The organism is Rhodococcus quanlei, from assembly GCF_055231015.1.
Genome location: NZ_JBUYWD010000011.1, coordinates 83,776 through 108,272, shown reverse-complemented (window position 1 = coordinate 108,272; position 24,497 = coordinate 83,776). Strand labels below are relative to the sequence as shown.

Below are 24,497 nucleotides of genomic sequence, written 5' to 3'. Positions count from 1 at the left end.
GTCCCGTGCCGACTACGACAGACCTGCGATCCATCGACTCCGTGCTGGTCGCGAACCGCGGTGAAATAGCGCGACGCGTGTTCAGCACCTGCCGTGAATCCGGCATCGGCACCGTCGCCGTGTTCTCCGACGCAGACGCCGACTCCCCGTACGTCTCCGAGGCGGACGTCGCGGCCCGACTACCCGGTAGTGCGCCCGCCGACACCTATCTGCGCGGTGAACTCGTGATCGCAGCCGCACAGGCGGCAGGTGCCGATGCCATCCACCCCGGCTACGGTTTCCTCTCCGAGAACGCCGATTTCGCTCAGCAGGTGCAGGACGCGGGACTCGTGTGGATCGGCCCACCCGTGAAGTCCATCGAACTGATGGGGTCCAAGGTCGAGTCGAAGAAGATCATGGCCGCAGCCGGAGTACCCGTGTTGGCCGAACTGGAACCGTCCGCGGTCACCTCGGCCGATCTGCCGGTTCTGATCAAGGCGTCCTCCGGTGGTGGTGGGCGAGGGATGCGCGTCGTGCGTGAGCTGACGGCTCTGCACAACGAAATCGAGGGCGCGCGGCGCGAAGCGCAATCCGCGTTCGGTGACCCGACGGTGTTCTGCGAGCGCTACCTCGAGACCGGACGGCACATCGAAGTGCAAGTGATGGTCGACCGGCACGGCACGGTCTGGACGGTCGGCGAACGCGAGTGCTCCATTCAGCGTCGCCACCAGAAGGTGGTGGAGGAAGCGCCGTCACCACTCGTCGAACGAGTACCCGGAATGCGTCGACGCCTGTTCGACGCGGCACGGCTCGCCGCCGACGCCATCGGCTACGAGGGCGCAGGCACCGTCGAATTCCTGGCCGACGAGGACGGCAACTTCTTCTTCCTGGAAATGAACACCCGTCTGCAGGTGGAACATCCGGTCACCGAATGCACCACCGGCCTCGACCTGGTGGCTCTGCAGATCTCGGTCGCCAGTGGTGCGCCACTTCCCGCCGAACAACCAGCCCTACGAGGCCATGCCATCGAGGTTCGGCTGTACGCCGAAGACCCCACCGCCGACTGGCAGCCACAGACCGGAACGGTGCGCAGGCTGCGGCTGCCGGGCGAGGTCACCGAATTCGGGGTGCTCGGGCGAAAGGGTGTGCGGCTGGACTCGGGAGTGGTCGACGGGTCCGTAGTCGGGGCGCATTACGACCCGATGCTCGCGAAGGTCATCTCGTTCGCGCAGGATCGGACGCAGGCAGCCAAGCTGCTTGCCGGGACACTCGCCCGTACGGAGCTGCACGGCCTCGTCACCAACCGCGACCTGCTGGTGAACGTGCTACGTCACCCCGCATTTCTTGCGGGCGAGACGGATACCGCGTTCTTCGACACCCATGGACTCGAGACGCTGTCCGAGCCGCTGGCGTCGCCCGACAGCGAAGCGGTGTCGGCGCTGGCGGCAGCCCTTGCCGATTCGGCGGCCAATCGGGCTGGTGCCCGTGTCGGCGGCGGTCTGCCCAGTGGTTGGCGCAATATGCCCTCGCAGCCGCAACTCAAGCGATACACCACCGCGCGTGGTGATCACGCCGTGCGCTACCGGCTGGGCCGAGACGGGCTCTCGGCTCCAGGCTTCGAGAATGGGCCGTTCGAGAATGTGGCTCTCGTGTCGCACACCCCCGAAACCGTGGTGCTCGACATCGACGGACTGCGGCGCAGATTCTCGATCGCGCGCTACCGCTACGACGAGCGGGTGTTCGTCGACTCCGCGCTCGGACCGGTGACGCTGACCGTGGTCCCGAGATTCGTGGACCCGACCGCAGAAGTGGCCGCAGGTTCCTTGCTGGCGGCGATGCCCGGCTCTGTCATTCGAGTGGGCGCCGAGCAGGGCGACACCGTGGTGGCGGGCCAGCCGATCCTGTGGCTCGAAGCCATGAAGATGGAACACACCGTCACTGCGCCGACCGCCGGGGTGCTCACAGAGCTCTCGGTTGCCGTAGGGCAGCAGGTGGAGGTCGGGTCGGTGCTCGCCGTCGTCGAAGCGGCGCCTGTCTCGGAGGCAGAAGGGCCTGTCTCGGAAGCAGAAAGGGAAGCGTGATGAACGGATTCGTCGAAACGGACGAGCAGAAGGAGCTTCGCGCTGCCGTGTCGAGGCTCGGCGCGCGATTCGATTACGTCGACTACGTGCTGCCGCATTCGAGGCAGAATCAGCCGCTCACCGAGTTGTGGAACGAAGCAGGCGAACTCGGATTTCTCGGGGTGAACCTTCCCGAGGAGTACGGCGGCGGCGGAGCCGGAATCTACGAGCTGGCCCTTGTGCAGGAAGAACTCGCCGCGCACGGTGCCGGTCTATTGCTGATCGTGGTGTCGCCCGCGATCTGCGGAACGGTCATCGGCAGGTTCGGAACCGAGGCGCAGAAGCAGACATGGCTGCCGAATCTCGCCGACGGTTCGTCGATCATGGCGTTCGGCATCACCGAGGCCGATGCCGGTTCCAACTCCCACCACATCACGACCACCGCACACCGCGACGGGGACGACTGGATTCTCCGTGGCAGCAAAATCTTCATCTCCGGTGTCGACCAGGCCGACGCGGTTCTCGTCGTGGCACGAACCGAAGACTCGAAGACCGGCAAGCTGAAACCCGCATTGTTCATCGTGCCCACCGATGCCCCGAACTTCTTGAAGCAGCCGATGGAGATGGACATCATCGAGCCGGACACACAGTTTGCTCTCTTCTTCGACGACGTTCGGCTGCCGGCCGAAGCGCTTGTCGGGCAGCCCGACGCGGCCCTGGCCCAGCTGTTCGCCGGCCTCAACCCCGAACGCATTCTCGGTGCGGCGATGGCGGTGGGCATGGGCCGCTATGCGCTCGACGCCGCGACCGCATTCGCGAAAGAACGTGCCGTGTGGAAGACACCGATCGGTGCACATCAGGGTATTTCGCATCCGCTGGCGCAGGTCAAGATCGAACTCGAGCTCGCCAAACTGATGATGCAGAAGGCGGCCGTACTGTATGACAGCGGCGACGATTCCGGTGCCGCCGAGGCAGCCAACATGGCGAAATACGCGGCAGCAGAAGCGAGCATCAAGGCACTCGACCAAGCCATTCAGACGCACGGCGGAGCGGGCCTGACCAAGGAATACGGGCTGGCCGCCATGCTCGGAGCCGCCCGTATCGCCCGCGTGGCACCGGTGAGCCGGGAAATGATCCTCAACTTCGTCGCCCAGCACTCGCTGGACCTCCCACGGTCGTACTGACGGAAGGAAGCGGCATGGACGCCGAAAACTCCAGGGAAGCCGACAATCCGTACGTCCGCTACGAAGTAAGGGTCGGCGTGGCCACCCTCACCCTCGATTCGCCGCACAACCGGAACGCCATCTCGTCGAGGTCGGTGACCGAGCTCGACCGGGGTCTGCGCGACGCAGCCTCGAACGACGACGTGCGGGTTGTGGTGCTCACGCACACCGGAACCACGTTCTGTGCGGGTGCCGACCTGAGCGAAGCGAGCGGCACCGGCGGTGATCCTGCAGAACGTGCGGGGCAACGCACCCGGCAGATGACCGCGTTGCTGCGCGGAATCGTCGAACTTCCCAAGCCGGTGATCTGTCGCCTGAACGGGCACGTCCGCGCCGGCGGTATGGGACTCGTCGGCGCGTGCGATGTTGCGGTCGCCGGACCCGACAGCACGTTCGCGCTCACCGAGGTACGGCTCGGTCTCGCCGCCTCCATCATTTCGCTCACGGTGTTACCCCGATTGGACTCGCGGGCCGCGAGCCGGTATTTCCTCACGGGAGAGAAGTTCGGTTCCCGGATCGCCGAAGACATCGGTCTCGTCACCAGTGCCTCCCTAGACCCTGTCGAGACGGTCGACGAACTGGTCGACCAGTTCATGCAGGCATCGCCTCGAGGTCTCGCCGAATCGAAAGCCCTCACCACGCGGACCGTTCTCGACGGGTTCGACCGCAATGCCGCCGACCTCGAGGCGCAGTCCGCCCGCCTCTTCGGTACCGAGGAAGCCAGGGAAGGCATGATGGCGTTTTCGCAGAAGCGGCCACCACGGTGGGCGCGTTAGGTACATCGCAGGAGGACCGACATGGCACGCGAGCCGAAGCAGGACCGCAGTCGCGCGACGCGTGAGCGCCTGCTCGAGGCCACCGTCGACGCTCTCGCAGAGTTGGGGTGGAGTGCGACAACGGTTGGTGTCGTCGCACAGCGTGCCGGGGTCTCCCGGGGCGCGGCGCAGCACCATTTCCCGACGCGCGAGGACCTGTTCACCGCAGCCCTAGAGATGATGTTCGACGCCAGGATGGCGGAGGCAGCGCGAGAGGCGACCGAACTGCCGGCGGGTGCCGGCCGCACCGAAGCAGTGGTCACGAGGCTTGTCGAGTCGTACACGAGTCCCCTGTTCAAGGCGGCCCTGCAGGTGTGGACGGCCGCAGCCTCGGACCCCGAACTGCGGGCGCGGGTGCTGCCGCTCGAAGAACGCTTCGGTCGTGTCGCGCACCGCACTGCCGTCCAGCAACTGGGTTGCGACGATTCGGACCCGGCCTCGCACCGGATGGTTCAGGCCACGCTCGATCTGGCGCGCGGTCTCGGACTCGCCGACGTACTCACCGACGATTCTCGGCGGCGCGGCGAGGTCGTGCGCCAATGGGCGACACAACTCGATTCCGCGCTGGCCGTCGCTACTGGTTTGTAGTTCGTTTCATGCGATAGTATGGATCGCACGGAACGAACGTGGAGGGTCGGATGAACGGCGAGGCGAGGGCCTTGGAAGAGGCCGCGACTGCGGTGGCATCCGACCTGGAACGAACCCGCCGCAACGTCACCGCACTCGGCACCGCGATCCGCGCCGCACACCTGACGGCTGCGTCGCCCGCATTGGCGCGGGCGGTGCAGGCCCAACAGAACTTGTATGACCGCATCGACGCCGAGTTCGGATTGCTTACCAGTACCCAGGCCGCCGACCAGATGAGTTCTCGTGCCGTCGCCCGCCGGAACGCCGCCACCGCAGCCCGCAGTGAGGGGCGGTTGCTCGCGTTACGTCGCGGAAAGTACTTGCTGTATCCCGCATTTCAGTTCGGCTCAGCCGGAATCCGGCCAGTGATCGCCGAGCTTCGCACGGTTGGTGATCAGCACGGTTGGGACGAGACGAGCCTGGTCGAGTGGCTCATGGCGCCGACGACATACCTGGGCGGTCGACGACCAGTGGACATCATCGACCATGCCGACGAACTCCTGACTCTCGCGACGGAATCCTTCGGAGTGTCTTGGTGAACCCCGCCGGAACGGTGATTTGGTGAATGCTGCCGGGACCCCGCCGGAGCCATTCGACGCTGACGTCGACCACCTTGCCTCCGGGCAACGGCTCTACCGCGTCCACAGCAATACGCGAACTGTCGGCCAGTTCAACCCGGGAATCGGCAGCCGAACCCGATTCGCGTTCTTCGGCGAGCCGACGGTCCCGGTCATCTATGCCGCCGACACCGAAGGCGCAGCGCTCGCCGAATCCTTGCTCCACGACATTCCTGTCAGTGGCGGGATCCTCCCGTACGCCGCCTACGCGGACAAAGTGATGGGGAAGATGGAAATAACCCGTGACCTGCGCCTGGCGAACCTGCGTGGACTCGGTCTGCGCCGCCTCGGCGTGGAGGCCCGACACGTCACCGACACCGATGCCGGTGAATACCCGCGCACCGTCCTGTGGGCGCAGGCCGCCCACGACGCTGGGTTCGACGGCCTCGCCTGGACCGCCCGTAAGTGCAACGACACCCGCGCCGTTGTGCTGTTCGGTGACCGTTGCACGAACGCGGTCACGCAAGACAGTTCTTTTGGCCGCATCTTCCAATCCGGCCCCGGCCACGACTGGCTCATCGAAACGTGCAGCCCGCTCCGCATCGATGTACTGCCCCCGGCCCCCAGATGATCTCAGCGCTCGGATGACAAGGCAGGCGGCTCACGGATCGGTAGAGTCACGACGCATGGGCAGGCAATGGGGAGCGTTCGTGGCCGTGGGTTTGGTTGCGGTCCTGGCCGGATGCGGTGGGGGCGAAGAGCCGCAGGCGGAGACCGGCCCCGCTCTGGTTCGCCCCGAGCCCACCGAACCCGGCCCGTTCATCGGTGAATGTGGATCGGTGACGGACGAGGAAGTCGCCGACGCATTCGGGATGCCCCCGTTCACGGCCGTGACCCGCAATTCCGTCGGCTGCGTGTGGGAAGTCGGCGGTGCGGCGGGGCCCAGTGTCACCTACTCCTGGTACCGCGGCAGTCCTATCGGGCGTGAGCGCGCCGGTTCGGAGCTCATCGGCCGGCCTGCGGCGGACCTCGAGATCGGTGGACAACCCGGATTCATCGCATCGGCATCGGATTATCTGTGCGAGATCGGCATCGCCTTCGGGGGCGACTTCGTTCACTGGTCGATCATGTACGGCGATTCCAGACCTGCCCACGACCCGTGCCAGGTCGGCCGAGCGCTCGCCGAGAAGACTGTGGAGCGCGTGCGATGAGGCGAATCGCAGAAGTGGCCGTGGCGACCGCCGCCGCCCTGATGGTCGCCGGGTGCACAACGACGGTCGTGGGTACACCGCAGCCGGAGGGCGCCTATGACGGGGCGGCCGGCGATCTCGGCGAGTTCACCAAGCTCCTGAAGGAATGCAACGCCCTCACCGACGAAAAGATCGCCGAGGTCATCGGCGCCGACGCCATCGTCCGTGGTTTCTTCGGAGCCATCTGCCGATGGGATGCGGTCGGCGCGACGGGCAGCACGAAAGTCACGTTCAACTGGTTCGAAACGGGCTCCCTCGAGACCGAACGATCCGTTGCCGAAGGACTCGGCTACGAGGTATCGAACACGTCGATCGAGGGGCGCCGGGCCCTACTGGTGCGTCAGTCCGCGGACCCCGGATCGTGCAACGTCACGGCCGGTTCGCCGTCCGGCGGAGTTTTCGGATGGTGGGTGCAGTACGGTGCCGCTGGGGGCGATCCCTGTGCAGCCGCAACCACTCTCGCGGAACTCACACTCGACCTCAGCAGTTGACAAGCGTCGACCCCGCCTTACCACCACGGGCTTCTTTTGACCTTCCGCCGCGCCGCCGGGTATCGTTGTGGGTCGTGTCCGGCCAATCCGGGCCCGACCTGTGTGCCTAGCAAGGTATTGCCGCGCGCGTGCTCGTGCAGATTCGTGTACGAAACGAGCATCCGGCTGCCTGTGTGGGGGTATGCGACACACCCGACCGTGGGGTACGTGAACGTTGCGTATTGCGAGGTCGAGTGAGGGGCAGCAGCTCTCTTGTCCCAACTGCTAGATCCCTAATTTCAGAACAGCCAAGGTTGCTTGTCTCGAGCAGTCTGTGCCAACGAAGAAAGCCGGTTTATGCCAACCATCAATCAGCTGGTCCGCAAGGGCCGCCGCGACAAGGCCGCCAAGGTCAAGACCGCGGCCCTGAAGGGCAGCCCGCAGCGCCGTGGCGTGTGCACCCGCGTGTACACCACCACCCCGAAGAAGCCGAACTCGGCGCTTCGTAAGGTCGCGCGTGTGCGTCTGACCACCTCGGTCGAGGTCACCGCCTACATCCCCGGTGAGGGGCACAATCTGCAGGAGCACTCGATGGTGCTCGTTCGCGGTGGCCGTGTGAAGGACCTCCCGGGTGTGCGCTACAAGATCATCCGCGGCTCCCTCGACACCCAGGGTGTCAAGAACCGCAAGCAGGCACGTAGCCGCTACGGCGCGAAGAAGGAGAAGAGCTAATGCCACGTAAGGGCCCCGCTCCCAAGCGCCCGCTCATCAACGACCCGGTCTACGGATCGCCGCTGGTGACGCAGCTCGTCAACAAGATCCTGCTGGACGGCAAGAAGTCCACTGCAGAGCGCATCGTCTACCAGGCGCTCGAGCAGGCGCGGGAGAAGACCGGCACCGACCCGGTCGTCACTCTCAAGCGCGCACTGGACAACGTCAAGCCCGCCCTCGAGGTGCGCAGCCGCCGTGTCGGTGGCGCCACCTACCAGGTGCCGGTCGAGGTTCGTCCCGGCCGTTCCACCACGCTGGCTCTGCGCTGGCTGGTCACCTTCTCGCGTCAGCGTCGTGAGAAGACGATGGTCGAGCGTCTCGCCAACGAGCTTCTCGATGCCAGCAACGGCCTCGGTGCCGCTGTGAAGCGTCGCGAGGACACGCACAAGATGGCCGAAGCCAACAAGGCGTTCGCCCACTACCGCTGGTGACAACCCACCGGGCCGAGGGCAGCACGAACACCCTCGGCCCGGTGTGGGCGGTCGCAGTGTCGGTTCCGCAGCGGGCCGGCTGACAACACAAATAGACGTGGCCCGATCGGGCCGACACGAATCAACGAGTGGGGAAGAATCCTGTGGCACAGGAAGTGCTGACCGACCTGAAAAAGGTCCGCAACATCGGCATCATGGCGCACATCGATGCCGGCAAGACCACCACCACCGAGCGCATCCTCTACTACACCGGTGTGAACTACAAGATCGGTGAGACCCACGACGGTGCATCGACCACCGACTGGATGGAGCAGGAGAAAGAGCGCGGCATCACGATCACCTCGGCCGCGGTGACCTGCTTCTGGAACGACAACCAGATCAACATCATCGACACCCCCGGCCACGTCGACTTCACGGTCGAGGTCGAGCGTTCGCTGCGCGTCCTCGACGGCGCAGTCGCTGTCTTCGACGGCAAGGAGGGCGTCGAGCCTCAGTCCGAGCAGGTCTGGCGCCAGGCAGCCAAGTACGACGTCCCCCGCATCTGCTTCGTCAACAAGATGGACAAGATGGGCGCGGACTTCTACTTCACCGTGCAGACGATCATCGACCGTCTCGGTGCGAAGCCGCTCGTCCTGCAGCTCCCCATCGGTGCAGAGGACCAGTTCGACGGCGTCGTCGACCTCGTCGAGATGAAGGCCATCACCTGGCGCGGCACCGTGGGCATCGGCGCGGAAGCCACCATCGAGGAGATCCCCGCCGATCTCGCCGACAAGGCCGCCGAGTACCGCGAGAAGCTGCTCGAGACCGTCGCCGAGTCCGACGAAGAGCTCATGGAGAAGTACTTCGGCGGTGAAGAGCTCACGACCGCGGAGATCAAGGGCGCCATCCGCAAGATGACCGTCGCCTCCGAGCTCTACCCGGTGCTGTGTGGTTCCGCGTTCAAGAACAAGGGTGTTCAGCCCATGCTCGACGCGGTCATCGACTACCTGCCGAACCCGCTCGACATCGGTGAGGTTCACGGCCACGTCCTCGGCAACGAGGAAGAAGAGATCACCCGCAAGCCGTCCAAGGACGAGCCCTTCTCGGCTCTGGCCTTCAAGATTGCGGCACACCCCTTCTTCGGCAAGCTCACCTTCGTGCGTGTGTACTCCGGCCGTCTCGAGCCGGGACAGCAGGTGCTCAACGCCACCAAGGGCAAGAAGGAGCGCATCGGCAAGCTCTTCCAGATGCACGCCAACAAGGAGAACCCGGTTCCCGAGGCAGTGGCGGGCCACATCTACGCGATGATCGGTCTCAAGGACACCACCACCGGTGACACCCTCTGTGACCAGGCGAGCCCCGTCGTTCTCGAGTCGATGAGCTTCCCGGACCCGGTCATCCAGGTCTCGATCGAGCCGAAGACCAAGTCCGACCAGGAAAAGCTGGGCGTCGCGATCCAGAAGCTCGCCGAAGAGGACCCGACCTTCTCGGTCGAGCTCGACGACGAGACCGGCCAGACCGTCATCGGCGGTATGGGCGAGCTCCACCTCGACATCCTCGTCGACCGCATGAAGCGCGAGTTCAAGGTCGAGGCCAACGTCGGTAAGCCGCAGGTCGCGTACCGCGAGACCATCACGAAGACCGTCGAGAAGCACGACTTCACCCACAAGAAGCAGACCGGTGGTTCCGGTCAGTTCGCAAAGGTGATCATCGCGCTCGAGCCGTTCTCCGGCGAGGACGGTGCGACCTACGAGTTCGAGAACAAGGTCACCGGTGGCCGCATTCCGCGCGAGTACATTCCGTCGGTCGATGCCGGTGCGCAGGATGCCATGCAGTACGGCGTTCTTGCCGGCTACCCGCTGGTCAACATGAAGCTGACGCTGCTCGACGGCGCTTACCACGACGTCGACTCGTCCGAAATGGCCTTCAAGGTCGCCGGTTCGCAGGCACTCAAGGAAGCTGCCCGCAAGGCCGGACCGGTCATTCTCGAGCCCCTCATGGCAGTCGAGGTCACCACACCCGAGGACTACATGGGTGAAGTGATCGGCGACCTGAACTCCCGCCGTGGCCAGATCCAGGCCATGGAGGAACGCAGTGGTGCCCGTGTCGTGAAGGCGCTGGTTCCGCTCTCGGAGATGTTCGGCTACATCGGAGACCTTCGGTCGAAGACCCAGGGCCGTGCGAACTTCTCCATGGTGTTCGATTCCTACGCTGAGGTTCCTGCGAACGTCTCGAAGGAAATCATCGCCAAGGCGACCGGCGAGTAATCTTTACCTGTTGCCCGTAGCACGACAAAAATAAACACAACCGCACTGCTGCATACCGCAAGCAACAATCAGTCCAGGAGGACACAAAGTGGCGAAGGCGAAGTTCGAGCGGACGAAGCCGCACGTGAACATCGGCACCATCGGTCACGTCGACCACGGCAAGACCACGCTGACGGCGGCCATCACCAAGGTGCTGCACACGGCGTACCCGGATCTCAACGAGGCCTCGGCCTTCGACGAGATCGACAAGGCTCCTGAGGAGAAGGCTCGCGGTATCACGATCAACATCTCGCATGTTGAGTACCAGACGGAAAAGCGCCACTACGCGCACGTCGATGCCCCGGGTCACGCCGACTACATCAAGAACATGATCACCGGTGCTGCCCAGATGGATGGCGCAATCCTCGTGGTTGCCGCCACCGACGGCCCGATGCCCCAGACGCGTGAGCACGTGCTGCTCGCTCGCCAGGTCGGCGTGCCGTACATCCTCGTCGCCCTCAACAAGTCCGACATGGTCGAGGACGAAGAGATCATCGAGCTCGTCGAGATGGAGGTCCGCGAGCTGCTCGCCGGACAGGACTTCGACGAGGACGCACCGGTCATCAAGGTCTCCGCTCTCAAGGCCCTCGAGGGCGACGAGAAGTGGGGCGAGAGCATCCTCGAGCTCATGAAGGCTGTCGACGACTCGATTCCGGACCCGGTTCGCGCAACCGACCAGCCCTTCCTCATGCCCGTCGAGGACGTCTTCACGATCACCGGCCGTGGCACCGTTGTCACCGGTCGTATCGAGCGTGGCGTCATCAACGTCAACGAGGACGTCGAGATCGTCGGCATCAAGGAAGAGAAGACCAAGACCACGGTCACCGGTATCGAGATGTTCCGTAAGCTTCTCGACTCGGGTGAGGCCGGCGACAACGTCGGTCTGCTCGTTCGTGGTATCAAGCGTGAAGACGTCGAGCGTGGACAGGTTGTCGTCAAGCCCGGCACCACCACCACTCACACCGAGTTCGAGGGCCAGGCATACATTCTGTCCAAGGACGAGGGTGGCCGCCACACGCCGTTCTTCAACAACTACCGCCCGCAGTTCTACTTCCGTACCACGGACGTTACGGGCGTCGTGACCCTCCCCGAGGGCACCGAGATGGTCATGCCCGGTGACAACACCGAGATGTCCGTCAAGCTGATCCAGCCCGTCGCCATGGACGAGGGCCTGCGCTTCGCGATTCGCGAGGGTGGCCGTACCGTCGGCGCCGGCAAGGTCACGAAGATCGTTTCCTGATCTGACTTCGGTTCTGCCCTGTGGCGCTCATCCCCTCGGGGGTGGGCGCCACAGGCGTTTTCGCCGGCCTTTGGGATCGTAGGTTCCAAAACTGGAACCTGTTCTCGTATTGTGTGAGGTGACCGACAGCGCCATAGATATGAGGTTTCGACAGTGCAGCGAACAGTGATCGTAGGGGCAGGCCTTGCCGGCTTGCGCACGGCGGAGGAGCTTCGGCGTGCCGGGTTCGATGGCGAACTCGTGTTGGTCGGTGGGGAGTCCCATCTGCCTTACGACCGGCCACCGCTGTCGAAGGAGGTCGTACGAGGCGAGCGCGACGACACGACACTCAAGCCCCGTGAGTACTTCGCTGACGAACGCATCGAGCTGCGCCTCGGATCGGCTGCCTCCGGGCTCGACACTTCGGCACAGGAGGTGACGCTGGCCGACGGCAGTGTTCTCTCCTATGACGAATTGGTCATCGCGACCGGTCTCACGCCACGGCGGATAGGGGGACTTCCCGATCTTGGTGGTGTGCACGTATTGCGTTCCATCGACGAGAGCTTGGCGTTGCGGGCCGACCTGGCGCCCGGAAAACGCGCGCTGATCGTGGGCGCAGGATTCATCGGCTGCGAATTGGCCGCGAGCATGGTGTCGGCGGGCATCGAGGTGGTGCTGGTCGAACCGCAGCCCACCCCGTTGGCCTCCGTACTCGGTGAGCAGGTGGGTGAGCTGGTTGCCCGGCTGCACACAGAGGCCGGTGTCGATCTCCGCGCCGGGATAGGTTTGGCCGAGTTACGTGGCGAGGGACGGGTGTCGCGCGCGGTATTGACCGATGGCAGCGAGCTCGACGTGGACGTGGTGGCGATCGGGATCGGGTCGGTGCCGGTCACCGACTGGCTCGAAGGCTCGGGCGTCGACGTCGAGAACGGTGTGCTGTGCGACGAAGTGGGCAGGACGAGCGCACCGCATGTGTGGGCTGCGGGTGACGTCGCTGCCTGGCAGGTCGAGGTCGGTGGGCGCAAGCGGGTGGAGCACTGGAGTAATGCCGGCGAACAGGCGAAGATTCTGGCTGGAGCACTGACCGGGACCGGTGACGCCGATGCTGCCGCCCAGGTTCCCTACTTCTGGAGCGACCAGTACGGGCTGAAGATCCAGGCTCTCGGCACCATCGCGGCCGGCGACACCGTGCATGTCGTCAAGGACGACGGCCGTAAGTTCCTCGCCTACTACGAGCGTGAGGGTGTGCTCGCGGGCGTGGTCGGTGCCGGGCTCGCCGGCAAGGTGATGAAGATGCGTGGTCAGATCGCCGGGGCTGCACCGATCGCAGACGTGTTGGAGGCTGCGTCGGCGTAGCGGGGACGGTCACGCTAGATTCGTGTGGTGATCGTTGCACTCATGGACTCGGGTCTGGGCTTGTTGCCGACCTCTGCGTGGTTGCGGACGCTTCGCCCGGACCTGGACCTCATCCTCTCGATGGACCCGGACGGCGCACCGTGGGGGCCCAAACCTGGTGAGTGGGTCGTCGAACGTGTGGTGGGGGCTGCGGAACAGGCACTCGATCGCGGTGCCGAGGTGATCGTGCTGCCGTGCAACACGGCGAGCGTCACCGCGCTGAGTGAGCTACGGGACTTCGTCGGCCCCGACATTCCGGTGATCGGTACCGTCCCTGCGATCAAGCCCGCCGCGGCAGCCTGTTCGACAGTCGCGGTGTGGGCCACCGCGGCAACTACGGCCAGTCGGTACCAGGCAGACCTGATCGACCAGTTCGGAAACGGTGCCACGGTAGTTCCCGTCGCGTGCCTCGGACTCGCCGAGGCCATCGACCGCGGCGAGAAGGAACGGGTGTACGACGCCATCGTGTCCGCGGTCGAGCGAACCCCGGCCGATGCCGGCGGGGTGGTGCTGGGGTGCACTCACTACCCACTGGTGGCGGAGCAGATCTCCGCAGCTCTGCCCGACGGAGTGCGGCTCTTCGACAGCGCCGAGGCCGTGGCCGCGCAGACGCTACGTCGGATCGATGCGCTCGGCCGTCCGGCCACAGGCCAGGGCACCGTCCGGGTGTATCTCAGTGGCAGATCGGGTGACCTGCCCGCCAGCGCTGCGAACTTCGAAGCCGGCCGCATTCTCGCTGCCCCGTCGCTGCTGTGAACTTCTGACGGCGCGTGGTCAACCGAGCGTTCGTGACTCGTCCCTGCGCAGGACGAAGAAGTAGGGAGCGCTCGAACCCTTCATGTCCATGGCGCCGAACACAGCGTCGTCGGACAGTCGACGAAAGACGTCGTTGATCGGGAGTTGGTCGTAAACCATGGTTGCGGTGTCGATGCCGCGGTATCGCGTCGTGCGCAGACGCGCTTTCGCCGTCCGGGTGCGGAGAATTGGCCGAAGGGCCGTTATCGGTCCCGCGAGCGATCGGGTGGCGAATGACGGCAGCTTGTCGGTGAGAGCCATCCCGCCGAATGCCTTCGCCGGATCGAGTGCCCACAGCCCAAGTGGGCCGGGGGAGGGGAAGAGGAGCGGGTGGACGGTCTCGGTGTCGACGAACTGCTTACCCCACCAACCGGTGGCCGCGAGCATTCCGTCCATGGGGTGACCGGTCGGGAGTTCGGCACCACGCCAGGTACCGATCATGAAGTCCGGGTCGACGGGGTCGGCTGCATCGAACGCCTCGAGCGCGGAGTCCGTGGTAGTCGGGATCGTCTCGAACGAATCATCGAGTTGCGTGTCGGGATCATCGTCAGCTCGCATCGGCCGTGTCCTTTCATCCAAGTTGAACCATTCCCGCCGCCACCACTCGCGCCACACTGCCCAACTCGTCGCGGCTGTCGCTTCGTGTGGAGAAGGTCGCAGCAACCCAGGCGGTCGCGCACGCTTGCAGTGTGCCTGGTTGGACGGGGTAGGGGACGCTCGCCTGCAAGATCCGGACGGTGGTGTCGCGGACATAGGTACGGAACAGGCGCAGATGGGCGGACACGTCGGGGTGGATGTCCGCCTCGCGCCACAGGATCAGCCGCAACAACGGCGCGTGCCGGTCTCGCCGGTTCAGGAGCGCATCGAAGTCGACGAGGCTTTGCGCCGGATCGCCGGGTGTGATGATGGCGGTGACGTCCGTCAATGGATCGGTGAGCAGGCGCTCGGTCAGCAGCGCACGCAGAATCTCGGACTTTGCCGGAAAGTAGTAGAAGACGAGCCCTTTGGGCACTCCGGCATACTGGGCGATCGAGGATGTGGAGGTCGCGTCGTAACCGTCACCGCCGATGAGTTCTTCGGCCGCGTCGAGAATCAGTTCGCGGGTTCGCCCGTCGCGTGTAGCGCGTCGACGGGTGGGTGAACTGCGAGTGGGTGGTTTGGGCACGGCACGGTGGGCGGGTGGTCTGGACACGGTGTGCGTTCTCCCGACGTGAATGACGGAGCGGGGGTTGCTACCCACGCCCCGTCGGAACTGTATCGATGTGATGTGATGCGGTTGTCAGTGAGGGGCAAGTCCTCCGTGTCGATGCATCCCGTGCCCGTGCATTCGAGAACTCGTCATCGGCAGTCCGGTGACCGCGACGACCACTGCCAGTACACCGACCACCCATGCGGTCCAGGCTGCTCCAGCCATTGCGGAGAAACCCATCACCCAGGGGGAGATGAACAGCAGCACACCCATGATGCCCATCGCGTATTCGGCCCAGCCCATTTCGGGGCGAGCCATGTGGACCAGACCGGACAGTGCGATCAGCGCACCGAGCACGATGAGAGACCACTGAGCGGCGTTGTTGGTGTCGAGCCACATCGGTGAAAGCAATGCGAAGATACCGATCACCACCGCCACAACATCCTGCATACGACTCCACGACTTCATGTCCAGCCTCCTCGAAACGGATTGTGTCCACCTCAAGTACACGCCCGACTGACCGTCCGATCAAGACTTTCGGCCGTTGCATTCGGATAACGTGAGCCGCAGGTCAAACCCTATTCCGTAACCTTTTGGGGTAAGTCGAATGTTGGTCGGGAAAGGTCGAGAAAGTACCGGGCGACAGGCCATCTCTCGTAGCCGACACTCTCGTAACTCGCACGGGAGCTGCGGTGTCCCGGGTCGTCCCCGGTCTCCACCATCGCGATGGTCATTCCGGCCGACCGCATCTTCTCGTGCCCGGCCGCCAACAATGCCTTGGCGATGCCCTGCCCCTGGTGAGCGGGGTCGACGGCGAGAATGTAGATCTCACCCATCGAGTCCTCCTTATGGAGGCGCACACTCACCCATCCACACACCTTCTCGTCGACGAGCGCAATCAGCGTGTGCTCTGCCTCCACGTCCAGCAGGGCTTCTATGTCCTGTCGCTGCCGCTCCCACCAGCCTCGCGGGTAGAACGCGTTGTACACGTAGGGCGGCACGTACTTGTGGAGTTGCGCGAATACCGGTTCCCACGCTCGCTCCGACAGTTCGACGACGGCCGGGCGATGCTCGGGCTGGTACGCGACGACACGAGGGGGCACATCCCCAGCATCACACACGTGCAGATGTGGATCATGATGTTTTATGACCCTCGACGCCGCGCATGTGAAGAGCGAACTCGCCGCTGTCTCGGACCCGAATGACGCGGCGAGTTTGTCGAGGTTCTTCAAGACCGGGTCCGGCGAGTACGGCGAGGGTGATGTGCGCGCCGCGACGATGCCCCCACCACACTCGAGCTCGCGGAGCGTGTCCTCACCGACTGGCGTGACCTCACACAGAAGGTAACGGGGTGGATGCTGCGAGAGGTCGGCAAACGCCTGCGAGCACCTGAGCGCGGAGGAGTGGGCGGCCTACCGTGCAAGGCGTCCCCTGTGTACGGATAGATTCGAGGTATGACAGATCCAGCGCCGGTGCGGCGCCACGCGCGACTCGGACTCGTACTCGTCGCACTGGCGTCGGCACTCGTCGTGGTCGTGGCGGGGGTGTTGTGGTGGGCGCCGTCGCGCTACCTGCCGTGGGACTCGGCGGACTTTCCCGACGTGGACGCGTCGGCGCTGTCACCCCTGCAAGCCGACATCGTCGGGCTGCTCGAGGTCGAGCACGAAAAGCAACGGCCGGGCACCTTCTATTCCGAAGGTGCCGAGCAACCGTGGTGTGCCAACTTCGTCAGCTGGATCATGCGTGAGGCGGGTGAGCCGTTCTCGAATCCGAATTCCGGACACTGGCGAATCCCGGGCGTGTACACGCTGCGCGAGTACTACCGATCGCAGTCGCGATACGAGCCGGTGGGCAGCGGCTATCAGCCGGTGGTGGGCGACGTGGTGCTCTACGACAACGACATGTGGGTAGGGCAGCACACCAATTTCGTCGTGGCTGTGGACGGTGACACCGCGATCACGGTCGGTGGCAACGAACTCGGCAAGATTCGAGTGCACACCCTCGACTGGGCGGACGATTCCGCTGTCATCGGATTCGGCCGCCTCGGGTAGCTCAGAACTCGATCTTGAGGTGATCGGTGACCGGGCGGGCCTGGCAGCCCAGGATGTAGCCGGCTTCGATGTCCTCGGGGTCGAGGATCTCGCTGTTCTCCATTTCGACCTTGCCTTCGAGGACCGTGCAGGCGCAGGACCCGCATTCACCTTCCTGGCAGGAGTACGGAACATCGATGCCCTTGGCGAGCATGATGTCGACGAGCGTCTGCTTGCGTGGCCACGACATGTTGTGGGTTTCCCCGTCGAGTTCGACCTCCACGGTGGCCGCATCGGCCGCTTCTTCTTCGGAGACCTCCACGACGTCCGCGTCGCGGAACGGGTCACCGGCGAGGGAGTTGAACACCTCGGCGTGCACCTGGGTGCGGGGCATTCCGGCATCCGCCAGTGCCTTGTGGATGGTGTCCATGAACGGGGTGGGCCCGCACATGAATGCCTCGTGAGCGAGGTAGGGCGAGACGATGTTGGACAACTGGTCGGCACTCGGCAGCCCTTGCAGCGTCTCGATCCAGTGGATGACGACCAGACGCGACGGGTACTGCTTGGACAGTGCGCGCAGTTCGTCGGCGAAGATCACCGATTTCTCGTCGCGGTTCGCGTAGAAGAGCACGACCTTCCCGGTGCCCTCGGTGAGCGCTGATTTCAGGATCGAGACGACGGGGGTGATCCCGCTTCCCGCTCCGAACAGAAGGAAGTCGTGATCGAGCGACTTCGGGCTGAACACGCCGGACGGCGGGAGCACCTCGACGGAGTCGCCCACGTCCAGGTTGTCGCACAGCCAGTTGGAGCCGTAGCCGTCCGCGGTCCGCTTGACCGTGACCTTGGGTGCGTCATCGGTGAACGGTGAGCTGGCCAACGAGTAGCACCGCGCCACCGATCCGGTGAGATCGCTGGGGATGCGCAGGGTCAGGAACTGGCCGGGCTTGTACTGAAACTTGTCGGCGAGATCGGCCGGGATGTCGAAGACGATGGAGCAGGCATCGGTCGTTTCCTCGATCACCTTCGATACGGTGAGCAGCACCGATCGGGAGCTGTGCGGCACCTCGACTGTCGTCATCGCGGCTATGGTCCTCTCCTGATGCACCGCTCGTAACCAAGCGGTAGAACGTGTTCTAGTTTCAGGGTAGCAGCAGCGAACTCGTGGGTACACCCGTTCCCCGGCCAGTGTCCCACCGGTTCGCGTGAGTAGAACGGGTGCGACATCGGTTCGGATGGGGTGGGTGTCGTCAGCGGTTGCGGCTGGCGCGCCAATCGGTGAGGATGCGCGGCATCTGGTCCGCGATGAAATCGAAGAAGTCGCGAACCTCGGCGATCCGTTCACCGGCAACACTGTGCTCACCCAGCAGCCCCAAGCCTTTTGTGGCTACCTTGGAGAACTCGGCAAGTGCGCTCTGACGCTTCATGAACGATTCCGTCCACATCTCCGCACTGACGCGATAGTGCTGCCGTCGTGAGCCGGGCATGGGCACTCGCTCGATCAAGCCCACCTGGACAAGGTAGCGAAGCGCGCCGGAAATGGCTGCCGGGCTGACGTCCAGGCCGGTGCTCAACTCTCCTGGGGTTGCCGTCTCGGCATCGTCGGCCATCATGGCGGCCCATACGCGCGCGGGCATGGGGGGCACGCCCATCGTGACGAGGACGAGCGAGAGTTGTTCGACGAAATGGCGAAGTTCGTCGGAGTCCGTCGACTGTGGCGGAGTGTGCGGCGTCGATGCGCTCAAGTGTTCCAGTCCTTCAGGTATTCTTGTGAATTTAAAACCTTCACACATTCGTGAAGTAAGTGTAGTCTCCGAATCATGGTAGCTGCAATCGCGGTAGAGAACCTCGTAAAGACCTTCGGATCGACGCGAGCGCTCGACGGCCTCGATCTCGAAGTGACCACAGGCCAGGTGCACGGTTTCCTCGGGCCGAACGGCTCCGGGAAGTCGACCACCATTCGGGTGATACTCGGGCTGCTTCGATCCGACTCCGGTTCGGTGCGATTACTCGGTGGCGATCCCTGGCACGACGCTGTTGGGCTCCACAGGCGACTCGCATACGTCCCCGGCGACGTGAACCTGTGGCCGAACCTGACCGGAGGCGAGGCGATCGACCTGCTCGCCGGCCTGCGCGGCGGACTGGACGAGTCACGTCGACTCGACCTCCTCGAACGCTTCGACCTCGACCCGGCGAAGAAGGCACGCACCTACTCGAAAGGCAACCGGCAGAAGGTGGCCCTCGTGGCCGCGTTCGCCTCCGACGTCGACCTCTACATCCTGGACGAACCGACCTCAGGGCTCGACCCGCTGATGGAATCGGTCTTCCAGGATTGCGTAAAGGAAGCGTCGGACGCGGGCAAGACGGTGTTGCTGTCGAGTCACATCCTGGCCGAGGTGGAGGCTTTGTGTGATCGCGTCAGCATCATCCGGGAAGGGCGAACCGTAGAGTCGGGAAGCCTCGCGGAGTTGCGGCATCTGACCCGCACGTCCGTGACTGCGGAGACGGAACGCCCGGTCACGGGGCTGGCGGACCTCGGTGGGGTGCACGACGTCCGGGTCGACGGACTGCATGCAACCTGCGAGGTGGACACGAGCGAGATCGACGGCGTCCTGCGGCATCTGCTCTCGTTCGGTGTGCGCTCCCTGACGTCCACGCCGCCCACGTTGGAGGAACTGTTCCTTCGGCACTATGGCGACGAGTTGGGACGAGAAGGGAAGGCGCACGCGAGTGCCGAGAATCGGGTGTCGGCGTCATGAGCAGCGCAACGCTGTCTGCCCCTTCGCCGTCGACTGTCGGGCGAGGCGCGAGCCCGTTCACCGGGACGCGACGGCTGATTCGGTTGGTGCTCCGGCGAGATCGCGTCCAGATTCCGGTGTGGCTGATCGCACTGACGCTGCTGATGGCATTCTCGGCGTCGAGTGTGGTGGGGCTGTATTCCACTCAGGCCGAACTGCACGAGTTCGCGGTGACGACCGCGAAGTCGCCGGTGGCCATGGCCACCAGTGGCCTCATCTCCGGTGACAGTGCCGGAGCGATCGTTGCGAACCAGACGGTCATGTTGATGGCCGTGGCCGCTGGTCTGATGAGCGTTCTGATGGTGGTCCGGCATACCCGGCAGAACGAGGAGACCGGTCGGGCGGAGTTGGTGGAGGCGTCGGTGGTGGGGCGTAAGGCGTTGCTCACAGCTGCGCTCGCCGTGGCGGCAGCGGTAAATCTTCTTCTCGCCGTCTTGGTGATGGGTGTGCTTGTTGCCCAGGGGTTCCCGCTCGGCGGGTCGGCATTACTGGGATTGGGAGTCGGCGGAGTCGGTATCGTCTTTGCCGGCATTGCAGCCGTTGCGGCACAAGCGACGGACGGTGCACGCGCTGCGAACGGAATCGGAGGCGCACTTCTCGGACTCGCCTTCCTCTTGCGCGCATTCGGTGACATGTCGGGGGATGTGTCCGCCGACGGAATTCGCGTCGAACCCGGATGGGCGTCGTGGCTGTCTCCTGTCGGCTGGGCCGAGTTGACTCGTTCGTACGACGTGAACGCATGGTGGGTTCTCGGGCTGTTCGTCGTTGCCGCAGCGGCATGCGGGCTCGGTGCATTCGCACTGACCGAAAGACGCGATATCGGAGCCGGGCTGTTCCCCACACAGCCGGGACCCGAGCGGGCATCGCGTTCTATCCCGACCGCACTCGGTTCGGCGTGGCGAATGCAACGGGGCACGCTCCTGTGGTGGGGAGTGGCGATCGGAGCTGTCGGTCTTGCGTACGGAGCCATCGGGGACCAGATCGACGACTTCCTCGGTGATGGTGATCAGGCGGCCGACATGATGGCGAAGCTCGGTGGCGGTACCTCCGACATGGTCGACGCCTACTTCGCGGCGATCTTCGCGATGATGGCCATAGCGGTCGCCGCCTATGCGGTACAAGCGCTCCTGCACATGCGTGGTGAGGAAGCGGCGGGCCGGCTCGACCAGGTTCTTGCTACTTCTGTCGGTAAGCCACGCTGGGCGCTGTCCCACGTCGTCATCGTCGTGGCAGGGGTGTTCGCGTTGCAGATACTGACCGGTGTCGCGACCGGGTTGGCGTACGGATTGGTTGCCGGTGACGTCGCGGGGAAGATTGTCGACCTGTCGGTCGCCGCTCTGGTGTTCGTTCCGGCGATCCTCGTCGTGGTAGGCGTGGCGATCTTGCTGTTCGGCGCATTGCCCGCGCTCGCGACCGGGTTGTCGTGGGCAGTGCTCGCCGTCTGCCTCATTGCGGGCATGCTCGGCCCACTGCTCGGGCTGCCGGATGCGGTGCACGATATTTCGCCGTTCAGTCACATACCTGCGGTTCCGGCCGCGGACGTGACGGCGGGTCCGCTGATCTGGTTGACCGTGGTCGCCATGATCGCCGCGGCGGCGGGGATCGTGCTGTTCCGCCGCCGCGATCTGTCGACCTAGTTTTTGCCGACGATCGCGACAATTATCGCGGCGAGTTCGCTTTCGGCCTCGTCGGGCGAGAGCGTTCCCGCGACTGCCGCGTGTGAGAGTGCCTCCGCAGCACCGAACATTGCCGTCATCGATGGCCGCGAAGGTTCATCGAAGGTGCTGAACGGGGCAAGTATTTCCCGGCATCGTTCCGCGTATGCGTGCTCCGATTCGCGTTTGACCTGCTCGAGTTCGGGCGATCCTTCCAGCGCCGCAAGCACACCCGTCAGTTCTCGTCCCTGCGCCAGGGTGCATCCGACGTACGAGCTGGCGATGGCGTTCGCGCGCCCTTCCAACGTCTGCTCCGCGGCCTCGAGATATTCCTCGAGCATCGCCGTTTGACGGTCGTCGAACTCTTTGAAGAGGGCGGTCAGCAATGCGGCGCGGGAAGCGAAATGGCTGTAGACGACCGGTTTTGCAACGCCGGCACGTTCGGCCAAACGGCCGAGGGTCAGTGCGTCCGCGCATTCGGCTCGCACCAGCGCCCACGACGTCTCCACAAGTTGGTTGTATCTGTCGGCCCGCGACAGTCTCGTGCGTGCCATCGGGCACCTCCTTGCGCTATATACAAATAGTAACCTACTGTTAGTACATAAGCGTCCATCGACTGAAGGAACCGCTCATGACCACGCTCGTCGTAGTGTCCCACTCCGATCCCGACTCGCTGACCCAGCATGTCGCCCGAGCTACTGCAGCCGCCGTCCGTGCAGTGGGCGGTGAAGTCGACATCGCCGACCTGGAAGCCGAGCGCTTCGACCCTCGATTCTCTCGAGCCGATCTGGATCTGTTCCGTGGCAACGGGACTGTGCCCGCCGACGTGGTTGCCGAGCAGAAGCGAATCGACCGTGTAGATCACCTGATCATCGTGTTTCCGGTGTATTGGTGGTCGATGCCTGCACTGCTCAAAGGCTGGATCGATCGCGTTTTCGTGGACGGGTGGGCGTACGAAGTCACCCAGGAGGGTGGATTCGTGAAGAAGCTGGACCGGCTCACCGTCCACCTGATCCCTGTTGCCGCCGACGATGCGGAGAGCTTCGAACGTCATGGCGTGTACGACGCCTTCCGGACCCAGGTCGAGCGCGGCATCATCGAGTACTGCGGTGCCACGCTGGGATCGACCACCTTCGTGCACGAGTCGGACACGAAGAGTCGCGACGCTCTCGCCGCCGAGATCCGTGGCCTCAGTGAGGGTGTTGCAGCCCGCGTCGCCGGCCTGGCACGCGCAGCTGCCTATTGATGGGCATGCTCGGTCGAGATCTGTCGACCTGATCGGCCGGTTGGTCGTTGTCGATCACCAGCCACCCGCCGTGATGGTCGAACACCTCGAAGGGGTGTCCGGTGTTCGCTCCGAGTCGCTCGAGTTCGGCGTGATCGAACGTGCGAACGTGACCGTGGCAGGCTTGTACCTCGCCCTCGTAGGGCACCGCGACGATCACTCGTTCGCAGGCGATGCGCAGTGCCTCCGTGAGGACGGCGGCCCCTGTCGAATCGTCGACGTGCTCGAGCAGATGAACGGCGGTGACGGTGTCCGCGCTGTTCTCGGGGACAGGAACGTGCGCCGCGTTGCACACGATGGTGTTCACGGACAGCCCCAGACGCGGCGCGAGCGTATCGAGGAGTCGCATGGTCCCCGACTCGAGGTCGGTGGCCGTTACGTGAACATCGCTCTGCGCCAGACGCAGCGGTAGAAATCCGAAACAGGACCCGAGGTCGATCACCGACCCCCGCACGAGTTCGGCGGCCTTGTCATGGATCGGTGCGAAGTCGGCCGTTCCGTCGATCAGGTCGCGCAACGAGTTGCGGTAGTAGACCTCCCATGAGTCGAGTGGACCGTCGACCGTGGAGCGAACGAGACCGACCATCGTCGACTCGAACTCGGCTTGCCCGAAGCCGGCGTCTGTGATCGACGCTGTCACTTCGGTGACCAGTCGCTCGCCGAGATCTTCGGGGCGAAGTGCATGTGTGACGAGAAGTTCGTTGCCGGTGCGGGTGAGTTCGATCGGCCCACTCGGAACACGTCGCACGGTGACACGGCCGTGTGACCAGACACCGGGCGGGCACGGTGTCAGCGGATCGAGGGTTTCGGGTGAGGTGGCGGCGTTCATGAGGCGATGCTCGCGTCGAAGCATCTCAGGCCGTTCGACAGCAAGGCCATGCCGGCGGCGAGGAGGTCGGTCAGTTCGAGCGTGTCGTCCTCGAGCCACTGTTCATAGGCGGACATCGCAACGGCGAGCAGTAGGTAGCCGACCGTTCGCGGACCGTGATCGGTCGGTTGCAGTCCGAGACGCGCAGCGACATGCTCGGCCACAACCTTGCGCCAACCCTCGTACATGACCGACGAGTATGCCTGCAGCGTAGGCGTGTTCAGGATGAGTCTCATGCGTTTGCGATGCATTGCGGCCTCGGATTCCGGCACGGTATTGAAGTTCAGCAGCGACGTGGTCAAACCGTCGGCGAGTGAAACATCCTCCGGTAGCGAGGCGAGTTCGACGCGCATCATCGCAAGATGCTCGTCGAAGTCGCCCCACGGAATCGCATTCTTCGACGGGAAGTAGCGAAACAGTGTTCGCCGCGCGATTCCGCACGCAGCAGCGACCTCGTCGACGCTGGTGGTTTCGAAGCCCTGCGTCGTGAACAACTCGATGGCGACCGTGCCGATTCGGTCCTGGGTGGTGGACGGACGCCGACCCACCCGACTAAACGGTTTACGTCGGCTTCTCATGCAAATCTCACCTCCACCCCTGTCATTATGCACTCGATGCCATTATGGTGGTGAAGCAAGTCACAGACCATGTCGAATATGACGCGCATCCTGCGGCGAACGCCGCTACCTACAGGAGGATCCATGTCGGACCGTGAGAACAACACCATCGATACCGAACTGGTCGAGGAGTCCCTGGTAGAAGAGGTCTCGATCGACGGTATGTGCGGCGTGTACTGAT

The 24,497-nt window shown here is 64.3% G+C and carries 28 protein-coding genes and 1 pseudogene; 20 read left to right on the top strand and 9 right to left on the bottom strand.

What is annotated here, in order from left to right; genetic code table 11:
• The first annotated feature begins 5 nt into the window (after positions 1-5).
• From ACZI8Q_RS09410 to ACZI8Q_RS09345, 14 genes are all read left to right on the top strand, one after another.
• Entirely contained in the window at positions 6-2,060 is a 2,055-nt protein-coding gene (locus ACZI8Q_RS09410; RefSeq protein WP_463373254.1) for an acetyl/propionyl/methylcrotonyl-CoA carboxylase subunit alpha, read from the top strand.
• Entirely contained in the window at positions 2,060-3,223 is a 1,164-nt protein-coding gene (locus ACZI8Q_RS09405; RefSeq protein WP_463373253.1) for an acyl-CoA dehydrogenase family protein, read from the top strand. The genes ACZI8Q_RS09410 and ACZI8Q_RS09405 overlap by 1 nt, the downstream gene beginning before the upstream one ends.
• Positions 3,224-3,237: 14 nt before the next feature.
• On the top strand, positions 3,238-4,038 hold the full coding sequence (locus ACZI8Q_RS09400; RefSeq protein WP_463373252.1) for an enoyl-CoA hydratase family protein: 801 nt from the start codon (positions 3,238-3,240) through the stop codon (positions 4,036-4,038).
• 21 nt (positions 4,039-4,059) lie between these two features.
• The gene (locus tag ACZI8Q_RS09395) at positions 4,060-4,665 is read left to right on the top strand and encodes a TetR/AcrR family transcriptional regulator (protein WP_463373251.1); all 606 of its coding nucleotides are present in this window, start codon (positions 4,060-4,062) and stop codon (positions 4,663-4,665) included.
• 50 nt (positions 4,666-4,715) lie between these two features.
• Entirely contained in the window at positions 4,716-5,243 is a 528-nt protein-coding gene (locus ACZI8Q_RS09390; RefSeq protein WP_463373250.1) for a hypothetical protein, read from the top strand.
• Between the two features lie 22 nt (positions 5,244-5,265).
• On the top strand, positions 5,266-5,892 hold the full coding sequence (locus tag ACZI8Q_RS09385) for an RES family NAD+ phosphorylase (RefSeq protein ID WP_463373249.1): 627 nt from the start codon (positions 5,266-5,268) through the stop codon (positions 5,890-5,892).
• Positions 5,893-5,947: 55 nt separating this feature from the next.
• Positions 5,948-6,472 carry a DUF3558 domain-containing protein gene (locus tag ACZI8Q_RS09380; protein ID WP_463373248.1) on the top strand — a complete coding sequence of 175 codons (525 nt, stop codon included), beginning with the start codon at positions 5,948-5,950 and terminating at the stop codon, positions 6,470-6,472.
• Positions 6,469-7,002: a DUF3558 domain-containing protein gene (locus ACZI8Q_RS09375; RefSeq protein ID WP_463373247.1), complete on the top strand. Its 534-nt coding sequence runs from the start codon at positions 6,469-6,471 to the stop codon at positions 7,000-7,002. Before ACZI8Q_RS09380 ends, ACZI8Q_RS09375 begins: the two co-directional genes overlap by 4 nt.
• A gap of 336 nt (positions 7,003-7,338) precedes the next feature.
• The gene (gene rpsL, locus ACZI8Q_RS09370; RefSeq protein ID WP_169648024.1) at positions 7,339-7,713 is read left to right on the top strand and encodes a 30S ribosomal protein S12; all 375 of its coding nucleotides are present in this window, start codon (positions 7,339-7,341) and stop codon (positions 7,711-7,713) included.
• On the top strand, positions 7,713-8,183 hold the full coding sequence (gene rpsG / locus ACZI8Q_RS09365; RefSeq protein ID WP_072738343.1) for a 30S ribosomal protein S7: 471 nt from the start codon (positions 7,713-7,715) through the stop codon (positions 8,181-8,183). Before rpsL ends, rpsG begins: the two co-directional genes overlap by 1 nt.
• 143 nt (positions 8,184-8,326) lie before the next feature.
• Positions 8,327-10,429, top strand: coding sequence for an elongation factor G (gene fusA, locus ACZI8Q_RS09360; protein ID WP_463373495.1), 2,103 nt, complete (start codon positions 8,327-8,329; stop codon positions 10,427-10,429).
• An 88-nt stretch (positions 10,430-10,517) separates the two neighbouring features.
• Positions 10,518-11,708, top strand: coding sequence for an elongation factor Tu (gene tuf, locus ACZI8Q_RS09355; protein ID WP_463373246.1), 1,191 nt, complete (start codon positions 10,518-10,520; stop codon positions 11,706-11,708).
• Positions 11,709-11,861: 153 nt separating this feature from the next.
• Positions 11,862-13,043 carry an NAD(P)/FAD-dependent oxidoreductase gene (locus tag ACZI8Q_RS09350; protein WP_463373245.1) on the top strand — a complete coding sequence of 394 codons (1,182 nt, stop codon included), beginning with the start codon at positions 11,862-11,864 and terminating at the stop codon, positions 13,041-13,043.
• 27 nt (positions 13,044-13,070) lie between these two features.
• Positions 13,071-13,838: a glutamate racemase gene (locus ACZI8Q_RS09345; protein ID WP_463373244.1), complete on the top strand. Its 768-nt coding sequence runs from the start codon at positions 13,071-13,073 to the stop codon at positions 13,836-13,838.
• Between the two features lie 18 nt (positions 13,839-13,856).
• Here the strand turns inward: ACZI8Q_RS09345 and ACZI8Q_RS09340 are convergent, their stop codons facing one another.
• The 4 genes from ACZI8Q_RS09340 to ACZI8Q_RS09325 all read right to left on the bottom strand — a co-directional run bounded on the left by ACZI8Q_RS09340 (position 13,857) and on the right by ACZI8Q_RS09325 (position 16,169).
• Complete coding sequence (locus ACZI8Q_RS09340) at positions 13,857-14,435, bottom strand: DUF4334 domain-containing protein (protein ID WP_463373243.1); 579 nt, start codon at positions 14,433-14,435, stop codon at positions 13,857-13,859.
• A gap of 13 nt (positions 14,436-14,448) precedes the next feature.
• Positions 14,449-15,069 (bottom strand): TetR/AcrR family transcriptional regulator, encoded by a 621-nt coding sequence (locus tag ACZI8Q_RS09335; protein WP_463373242.1) that lies wholly within the window; start codon positions 15,067-15,069, stop codon positions 14,449-14,451.
• Positions 15,070-15,156: 87 nt separating this feature from the next.
• Positions 15,157-15,534: an SPW repeat domain-containing protein gene (locus tag ACZI8Q_RS09330; RefSeq protein WP_463373241.1), complete on the bottom strand. Its 378-nt coding sequence runs from the start codon at positions 15,532-15,534 to the stop codon at positions 15,157-15,159.
• A 110-nt stretch (positions 15,535-15,644) separates the two neighbouring features.
• The gene (locus ACZI8Q_RS09325) at positions 15,645-16,169 is read right to left on the bottom strand and encodes a GNAT family N-acetyltransferase (RefSeq protein ID WP_463373240.1); all 525 of its coding nucleotides are present in this window, start codon (positions 16,167-16,169) and stop codon (positions 15,645-15,647) included.
• 216 nt (positions 16,170-16,385) lie between these two features.
• On the opposite strand from ACZI8Q_RS09325, the pseudogene ACZI8Q_RS09320 reads away from it, so the two are divergent.
• Positions 16,386-16,511 (top strand): annotated as a pseudogene (locus ACZI8Q_RS09320) (hypothetical protein); the annotation flags it as partial.
• Positions 16,512-16,520: 9 nt separating this feature from the next.
• Positions 16,521-17,117 carry a CHAP domain-containing protein gene (locus ACZI8Q_RS09315; RefSeq protein ID WP_463373239.1) on the top strand — a complete coding sequence of 199 codons (597 nt, stop codon included), beginning with the start codon at positions 16,521-16,523 and terminating at the stop codon, positions 17,115-17,117.
• A 1-nt stretch (position 17,118) separates the two neighbouring features.
• Here the strand turns inward: ACZI8Q_RS09315 and ACZI8Q_RS09310 are convergent, their stop codons facing one another.
• Positions 17,119-18,174: a 2Fe-2S iron-sulfur cluster-binding protein gene (locus ACZI8Q_RS09310; protein WP_463373238.1), complete on the bottom strand. Its 1,056-nt coding sequence runs from the start codon at positions 18,172-18,174 to the stop codon at positions 17,119-17,121.
• A 169-nt stretch (positions 18,175-18,343) separates the two neighbouring features.
• Positions 18,344-18,838, bottom strand: a complete 495-nt coding sequence (locus tag ACZI8Q_RS09305; protein ID WP_463373237.1) for a GbsR/MarR family transcriptional regulator — start codon at positions 18,836-18,838, stop codon at positions 18,344-18,346.
• A 75-nt stretch (positions 18,839-18,913) separates the two neighbouring features.
• Here ACZI8Q_RS09305 and ACZI8Q_RS09300 point away from each other — a divergent pair, with 75 nt between their 5' ends.
• Complete coding sequence (locus ACZI8Q_RS09300; protein WP_463373236.1) at positions 18,914-19,852, top strand: ABC transporter ATP-binding protein; 939 nt, start codon at positions 18,914-18,916, stop codon at positions 19,850-19,852.
• Entirely contained in the window at positions 19,849-21,528 is a 1,680-nt protein-coding gene (locus ACZI8Q_RS09295; RefSeq protein ID WP_463373235.1) for an ABC transporter permease, read from the top strand. Before ACZI8Q_RS09300 ends, ACZI8Q_RS09295 begins: the two co-directional genes overlap by 4 nt.
• Here ACZI8Q_RS09295 and ACZI8Q_RS09290 read toward each other — a convergent pair.
• Entirely contained in the window at positions 21,525-22,100 is a 576-nt protein-coding gene (locus ACZI8Q_RS09290) for a TetR/AcrR family transcriptional regulator (protein ID WP_463373234.1), read from the bottom strand. The two genes, ACZI8Q_RS09295 and ACZI8Q_RS09290, sit on opposite strands and share 4 nt — an antisense overlap.
• A gap of 77 nt (positions 22,101-22,177) precedes the next feature.
• Here ACZI8Q_RS09290 and ACZI8Q_RS09285 point away from each other — a divergent pair, with 77 nt between their 5' ends.
• Entirely contained in the window at positions 22,178-22,792 is a 615-nt protein-coding gene (locus ACZI8Q_RS09285) for an NAD(P)H-dependent oxidoreductase (protein ID WP_463373233.1), read from the top strand.
• On the opposite strand, the gene mftM is transcribed toward ACZI8Q_RS09285, so the two are convergent.
• Positions 22,737-23,660, bottom strand: coding sequence for a mycofactocin oligosaccharide methyltransferase MftM (mftM, locus tag ACZI8Q_RS09280; RefSeq protein ID WP_463373232.1), 924 nt, complete (start codon positions 23,658-23,660; stop codon positions 22,737-22,739). The genes ACZI8Q_RS09285 and mftM overlap by 56 nt on opposite strands.
• Complete coding sequence (gene mftR, locus ACZI8Q_RS09275; protein ID WP_463373231.1) at positions 23,657-24,277, bottom strand: mycofactocin system transcriptional regulator; 621 nt, start codon at positions 24,275-24,277, stop codon at positions 23,657-23,659. The genes mftM and mftR overlap by 4 nt, the downstream gene beginning before the upstream one ends.
• 123 nt (positions 24,278-24,400) lie before the next feature.
• Here mftR and mftA point away from each other — a divergent pair, with 123 nt between their 5' ends.
• Positions 24,401-24,496: a mycofactocin precursor MftA gene (gene mftA / locus ACZI8Q_RS09270; RefSeq protein ID WP_463373230.1), complete on the top strand. Its 96-nt coding sequence runs from the start codon at positions 24,401-24,403 to the stop codon at positions 24,494-24,496.
• Position 24,497 lies beyond the last annotated feature (1 nt).